Annotated in this window: 8 protein-coding genes; 7 read left to right on the forward strand and 1 reads right to left on the reverse strand. The window is 56.1% G+C overall.

Annotation, left to right across the window (positions count from 1 at the left end):
• From SLH47_RS25965 to SLH47_RS25985, 5 genes are all read left to right on the forward strand, one after another.
• Positions 1-448, forward strand: a 448-nt coding sequence (locus SLH47_RS25965; RefSeq protein ID WP_320244011.1) for an autotransporter outer membrane beta-barrel domain-containing protein, incomplete at its 5' end; no start/stop codon positions are given.
• Positions 449-506: 58 nt separating this feature from the next.
• Positions 507-1,904 (forward strand): transposase, encoded by a 1,398-nt coding sequence (locus SLH47_RS25970; RefSeq protein ID WP_320244013.1) that lies wholly within the window; start codon positions 507-509, stop codon positions 1,902-1,904.
• Positions 1,905-2,112: 208 nt separating this feature from the next.
• Positions 2,113-2,787 carry a glutathione S-transferase gene (locus SLH47_RS25975; RefSeq protein ID WP_320244015.1) on the forward strand — a complete coding sequence of 225 codons (675 nt, stop codon included), beginning with the start codon at positions 2,113-2,115 and terminating at the stop codon, positions 2,785-2,787.
• Positions 2,788-2,941: 154 nt separating this feature from the next.
• Positions 2,942-3,493, forward strand: coding sequence for an SMC-Scp complex subunit ScpB (gene scpB / locus SLH47_RS25980; RefSeq protein WP_320244017.1), 552 nt, complete (start codon positions 2,942-2,944; stop codon positions 3,491-3,493).
• 370 nt (positions 3,494-3,863) lie between these two features.
• Positions 3,864-4,922 carry an IS110 family transposase gene (locus SLH47_RS25985; protein ID WP_320244019.1) on the forward strand — a complete coding sequence of 353 codons (1,059 nt, stop codon included), beginning with the start codon at positions 3,864-3,866 and terminating at the stop codon, positions 4,920-4,922.
• A 249-nt stretch (positions 4,923-5,171) separates the two neighbouring features.
• On the opposite strand, the gene SLH47_RS25990 is transcribed toward SLH47_RS25985, so the two are convergent.
• The gene (locus tag SLH47_RS25990; RefSeq protein WP_320244021.1) at positions 5,172-5,318 is read right to left on the reverse strand and encodes a hypothetical protein; all 147 of its coding nucleotides are present in this window, start codon (positions 5,316-5,318) and stop codon (positions 5,172-5,174) included.
• 40 nt (positions 5,319-5,358) lie between these two features.
• Between SLH47_RS25990 and SLH47_RS25995 the strand changes: the two genes are divergently transcribed.
• Positions 5,359-5,811, forward strand: coding sequence for a glutathione S-transferase N-terminal domain-containing protein (locus tag SLH47_RS25995; RefSeq protein ID WP_320244022.1), 453 nt, complete (start codon positions 5,359-5,361; stop codon positions 5,809-5,811).
• Positions 5,812-5,832: 21 nt separating this feature from the next.
• A complete protein-coding gene (locus SLH47_RS26510) occupies positions 5,833-6,033 on the forward strand; it encodes a hypothetical protein (RefSeq protein ID WP_413785687.1) in 201 nt (66 codons plus the stop codon).
• The last annotated feature ends 284 nt before the right edge of the window (positions 6,034-6,317 follow it).

Here is a 6,317-nt window from a genome sequence, read left to right on the forward strand (position 1 = left end):
GGGCTATGCGCTGTCGCTGGAGGCGGGACAGCAGCTTGATCTGGGCACGCGGCTGACGGTGACGCCGCAATCCCAGCTGAGCCTGTCGTCGGTGACGTTCAGTGACTTCACGAGTGAGGCGCACCAGGAGGCGGTGGCGCTGAGCGATGCGACCAGCCAGCAGCTGCGGCTTGGGCTTGAGGTCGCGGCGCAGGAGCGTGGGGAGAGTGGCCTCTATGGCATTGTGAACCTGTACCATGAGTTTGGCGCGGGCAGTGAGGTGGAGGTGGCGGGAACGTCGCTGACGACGGAGCGTGAACCCTGGACGCTTGGGGCTGGTCTTGGCGGTAGCTATGCCATGAACGAGCGTGTGGATCTGTTTGGCGACGTTGCCTACGCCACCGGGCTCAACAATGCGGGCGACACCAGCGCCCTCAGCGCAAATGCAGGGCTGAAAGTGATGTTCTAGTTGCGGCTGTTGGTGGAAGGTCTCGCATTCAAAGCTGACTGCAACACCGGAAACAGCGATGCAAATCATTCGAACCTACAAGCTGCGGCTTAAGCCCACTCGCGAGCAGGAGTCGCAATTGCGCCAGACCTGCGCAGCGGTGCGCGCGGTGTACAATGCCGCGAATGAGCAAAGGCGCTTGTATGGGCGCCCGCAAGGGCAAGACGCGCATGGGCGGGATTCCCATTTCAGCAAGTTGAACCAATCCAAGGATTTGAGCCTTCGAAAGCTGGAGCGTGATCCCGATTTGGCCTGGTTGTCCATCGCGCAAGCGGATTCCTTCATCTATGCGCTGGAAGATTTAGACCAGGCCTGGCGCAAGTTTTTTGATAACCTGCGCCAAGGCGTTTCCTGCTATCCACCGAGGTTTCGGAGCGCAGTGCAAGACAACAGTTTCAAGATGCGTGCGGTTTCCAACGCAAAAGGCAAGCAATCCAAAAAAGGTCACTTTGATGGCCGCCGACCTAACATTATTTTCAACAATCGCGGCGTCCGCCTTCCGAAACTGGGTTGGATCAGTTGGTTGAAACATTGCCGAATACGAGGCGATCTGCGAACAGCTGTTGTCACCTGCGAAGGCGGCTTCGCCAGCGGGCGGTGGTATATCTGCATCACGTCGAAAATTGATATCGCTGATCCGGTCCCGGCTGGTGGAGCGATCAGCATTGATCTTGGTGCTGCAATTCCGATTGCTTTATCGAATGGTGAAGTCGCAAAGATCCCGCCGCCCAGCAACAAGACAACCAAGCGCATTAAACGGGCTCAACGGGCCGTCAGCCGCTCTAAGAGGTGGTCACGCCGCAGAAAGGCCCGCGCCGCTCGTCTGGCGGCGCTGAAGCACAAAGAGACAGTCCGAGTGCATTGCAAGCTACATAAGGTGAGCCGCATGCTGGTGAACCGCTTTGGCACGATTGCGATCGAGGATCTGAAAGTTTCGAATATGACCCGATCCGCCATGGGGACGGCCGAAGACCCTGGTCGCAATGCTCACTCGAACGCCGCCCGGAATCAGGAGATATTCTCGATTCCGAAACACGCTTTCCGTGTCTATCTCGAATACAAGGCGGCTGCGGCCGGTGGCGAGGTCATCGCCGTGAATGCAACACATACATCCCAGACCTGCGCCGAATGCGGTGCGGTCGATAAGCGGTCCCGTCAGAGCCAGACGCAGTTTGTTTGCGTGGCATGTGGCCACCGCGATAACGTAAGTACGAATGCGGCCACAAACATTCTGGCCAAGTCGGGGGCCGTTGCAGGTCCTCGTAAGACGCCAAGCGAATCCCGTAGGGGATCGGCAACGTCCTCAATAGGCCATGAAGCGCCATCGTGTGCCGCCTTCAGCGATGAATTGTCACCGGTGGAGGCTGATGACGGTTCAACAACTCCAGACACGTCTACGGCGATGAGTTGCGGCTGACTGCAATATATTTGATGAAACGTTTGCGGATCCTCTTACGGACAGTTCTCAAACCTATTCAGGCGTGCCTAGCCTTGGCATATGTCCTATGTCCATTTGACGGCGGCGCGACAAGCGCCCCTCCAGAGCCAGCATAGTTCGACCATGACCGAAGCATTTTTTGGGGATTTCTGCTACCCACATGCAATGAACATTAAACGGAACCAACATGAAGTATGAGCTCTTCCTTGCGAACAAGGTGTATTCTGGTTGGGGCCTACGGGTCTGGATGCTCTTAAGACACTTTGACATCCAGTTTAGCCAAAGCGTTATCCCATTATACACAAGCGAACACTCAGCTTTCAAAACAACGCATCTGCCCGCTCGCCAATTCCCAACACTGGTCGTTACCGGGCCGACTGTCCGACAAGTGATTTGGGACAGCCTCGCCATTTGCGAGTTCCTTGCTGATACGCACCACGACAAAGAGTTCTGGCCCAAGGACGTCATGGTCAGGGCTGCGGCCCGCGGCCTGTGTGCCGAAATGCACTCTGGATTCAAGTCGCTGCGGTCGAAGATGCCCGTCAATATGAAACGAACATATCGGTCGTTCCAACCTGACGAAGAAACCCAGGCAGATATTAGCCGGATATGCGAGCTGTGGGCTTGGGCCAGAAACAGCTTTCCTTCTCAGGGTCCGTACCTATTTGGTCATGAACTCACAGTGGCGGACGCGTTTTTCGCTCCCATAGCCTGCCGCTTGAGAACCTATTCAATCCAACTGACCGGACCTGAAAGAGAGTACTGCGAGCTACTACTTAGTCATCCAGCGGTCGACGAATACGTTAAAGATGCAAAGTCTGAAGCCTGGATTCTGGCGCACAACGAGTTTGACATAGACTGAGGAAATCGTCGCACCGTCGACCGATCCCGGTCTGCCTCTGCGCGATAGCGGACACTCGGCCTAACAGCTCGATGGCCGTTTCGTCCGCAAGGCGGAAGGCTGCTCTGAGCCCGAACCGGACCTTGATCGAGAACTGGAGGATCTGCCTTCTGACTTGCGCTGGCGCGAATGGATACGCCGGATCGAAGCTGTGCTCTTTGCCAGCGCGTCCCCGGTGCCGCGCGAGGACCTGGCGCGCGTGGTGGGGCAGGGGGCCTCAGTCGATCTTTTGCTCGACGACCCGGCTGCCGAGCTGGAGCACCGTTCGTTTGAAGTGGCCAAGGTCGGACACGGTGTGTCAGGCAATGGCGGCTGGATGCTCCGCACACGACCTGGCTATGCCATTGCAATCCGGGCAGCTGCGGACGTGGGCACACAGGACTTGGATTTGCGTGAGTATGACGTCGCTGTCCTCGCCGCCATCGCGTACCACCAACCGATTACGCGAGACGGGCTTAAGGACATCTTCGGCAAGGAGATTAGCCGCGACCTCATTGGACGGCTGCATGCCCGCAAGCTGATCGGGACGGGACCGCGCTCGCCGCGGCGCGGAGCGCCCTATACCTATGTGACAACCGAGAAGTTCCTCGTTGCCTTTGACCTGGATTCTTTGCAGGACTTACCGGATCGGGAGCAGTTGGAAGATGCCGGGTTGGGAGAAGCCTAGCTTTGCCTTAAGTTGGGTCGGTTACGTGGCCTAGCCATCCCAAAGCAGCCAAGTGACGGCAGCGATAAACGGCAAGTACACAATGTGGACGCAGATCGGCGCGATGAGGCCTTTCAGATAGCGCTAACAAAGGCGCGACCTTGGAGACGAGAGGCAAGGCTTGGCGCAATCTATGAACCCAGGATCAAAAAAAGAACGACCGAGTAAACTGTTCTCTTGTTAGTAGACATTTGGGCAGGCGCAGCGAAAGCTCACCCTGTCCGCGCAGCCAGCATCGGAACACCCGTGACCAATGTCTGCTAATGGGATGTACCGGCTGCTTCACCCAGCAGGTTAGGCTTTGCCTATTTCTGCAACACGGAGAAGTAGCATGGCGAAGAATGATTTTGATGAGCTCTTGTCGATCGGCATCGATATCGGCAAGGATACGTTCCACTTGGTTGGTTTCGATCCGTCGGGGCAGCGTGTCCTGCGCAAGCAAATCAAACGATTGGCGTTGATTGCAACGTTCGAGAAGATGCCGCGCTGTATCGTGGGCATGGAGGCGTGTTTGAGCGCTCACTTTGTCAGCCGGACGCTGCGCGAGATGGGGTTTGAACCTCGGATCATCCCCGCTATCTATGTCAAACCTTTCAATAAGGGTCAGAAGAACGACTACAACGATGCGGAGGCAATCGCCGAGGCGGCACTTCGGCCCAATCTGCAAGCCGTGTCCGAGAAGAGCCAAGATCAGCTCGATCTTCAAGCCCTGCACCGGGTCAGATCGCGTTTGGTGTCACGCCGGACAGCGACCATCAATCAGATCCGAGCCTTTCTGATCGAACAGGGCATCACGGTTCGCAAAGGCCTGCGCGCCTTGAAGAACTCATTCGAGACGATCCTGGAAGAACGCAAGGACGAGATATCGCCACGGATGCGGTCGATCCTGACCGGTCTCTACGGCGACTGGATGTGGATGGATGATCGGATCGAAAAGGTGTCGGTAGAGATCGAAGAGATTAGCCGAACCGAAGAGAACTGCGTTAACGTGATGACGGTGCCAGGTATTGGCCCAATGATCTCAACGGCGATGGTTGCGGCGATTGGTGAAGGCGAGGCGTTTGATCGTGGACGTGACTTTGCGGCGTGGGTTGGGCTTGTACCTCGGCAATACAGTACAGGTGGAAGAACGGTTCTTGGTCGCATATCGAAGCGCGGCAGCAGGTATCTGAGGATGCTGTTTGTTCAAGCGGCGAAGATCATCATGATGCGCCCACATCGTTGGCCAGACTTCAGCTTCGGCGATTGGCTGGCGCGCGTATGTGAACGCATGCATCGCAACAAGGCAGCTGTTGCGCTTGCCAACAAACTGGCGCGGTTGGCCTGGAGCATATTGAGACACAAAACAGCGTTTGATGCGCATAGAGACGAGGTTGCCATCGGCGTCTGAGCCGAAGCGACCCAAAGGAGTTCGCGACAGATCGAAAGCATGGAACGGAAAAACTACGCTCCCAGAATCTGACAGCCCGAATGGTCATCCACGACCTGTCCGCTAATGAGATCACGGTGCGAGCGTAACCCCAACAAGGCCACGACCCGCGTGTCGATCAACAGGCCGGATACATATGAGCGACTTCCGAGAACATGCGAGAAATCATTTGCGAACAGCAGCCGGTACATACATTCGGGCTGCCCTAGGTCATCCGACCAATCCATCAGATGTCAACACCGAGCCCAAAGGCACCCCGCCGTGGTTCGTGGCCAATGTCGGCTGAACAGCAAGCAGCTCCAGCGCCTTTAGATCGCGATCATAGTTCGATGGAATCCGAAGCATTTTCGTGAGCATGCCGCTATTCTTACGGTCACAACGGTAAGTGGGGACTGCGATGGAGTATGAACTTTTCTTTGCTAACAAGGTGTATTCGAGTTGGGGCCTTAGGGTTTGGTTGCTGTTAAGGCACTTTGACATCCGATTTAAACAGACCGTTGTTCCGCTTTACACAAGCGAGCATTCGGAATTCGAGATTACGCACTCGCCCGCGCGGCAATTCCCAACACTGGTCGTTGCGGCTCCAGCTGCTCAGCATGTGATCTGGGACAGCCTCGCCATTTCTGAATTCCTAGCTGACGTGCACCAGGACAAAGAGTTCTGGCCGGAGGATGTCATGGTCAGGGCCGCAGCCCGCAGTCTGTGTGCTGAAATGCACTCCGGATTCAAGTCGCTACGCTCGAAGATGCCGGTGAATTTGAAACGATCATATCGGTCGTTCCAACCCGACGAAGACACGCAAGCTGATATTGACCGGGTTTGTGAACTGTGGGCTTGGGTCAAAAAGTAATTCCCTTTAGAGGGGCCATACCTGTTCGGCAGTGAACTCACAGTCGCTGACGCGTTTTTTGCTCCAGTCGCCAGCCGGTTCAGGACCTACTCAATCGAACTCGCCGAGCGCGAAAGAGAGTATTGCGAGCCGCTACTTAGCCATCCTGCGGTCGGCGAATACGTCAACGAAGCTAAATCCGAGACCTGGGTTCTCGCACATAACGAATTTAGCATTGACTGACGAAATCGGGCCTTCGGCGTTCCGACGCGGATCGTGTCAGGTGCCCGACAGCTGACACTTAGCGTCGAAAGGGCGTCGTCAGATTGTCCGCTGACCCGCCAGTGCGGCCAGTAAATCGAATGTCTTGTTTGGGCTGGCACCTATCATCAGACCCAACCGTCAGATGTCGGTAACGAGCCAAACGAATGTGCCGCTGTGCGCGAAACAAGGTCTGTCGAGTGCTGAAAATTGGTGGTAAAATCTGACCCACTGCGCATTTGAAGGAGGCGGCTGTGTATATCGTC

Origin of the sequence: Cognatiyoonia sp. IB215182, assembly GCF_033963905.1 — a bacterium.
Taxonomy (GTDB): domain Bacteria; phylum Pseudomonadota; class Alphaproteobacteria; order Rhodobacterales; family Rhodobacteraceae; genus Yoonia.

Bases quoted from the DNA above. Each gene is read 5' to 3' on its own strand.
- SLH47_RS25970 (WP_320244013.1), top strand. From the start codon at position 507: ATGCAAATCATTCGAACCTACAAGCTGCGGCTTAAGCCCACTCGCGAG.
- SLH47_RS25975 (WP_320244015.1), top strand. From the start codon at position 2,113: ATGAAGTATGAGCTCTTCCTTGCGAACAAGGTGTATTCTGGTTGGGGC.
- SLH47_RS25985 (WP_320244019.1), top strand. From the start codon at position 3,864: ATGGCGAAGAATGATTTTGATGAGCTCTTGTCGATCGGCATCGATATC.
- SLH47_RS25990 (WP_320244021.1), bottom strand. From the start codon at position 5,318: ATGCTCACGAAAATGCTTCGGATTCCATCGAACTATGATCGCGATCTA.
- SLH47_RS25995 (WP_320244022.1), top strand. From the start codon at position 5,359: ATGGAGTATGAACTTTTCTTTGCTAACAAGGTGTATTCGAGTTGGGGC.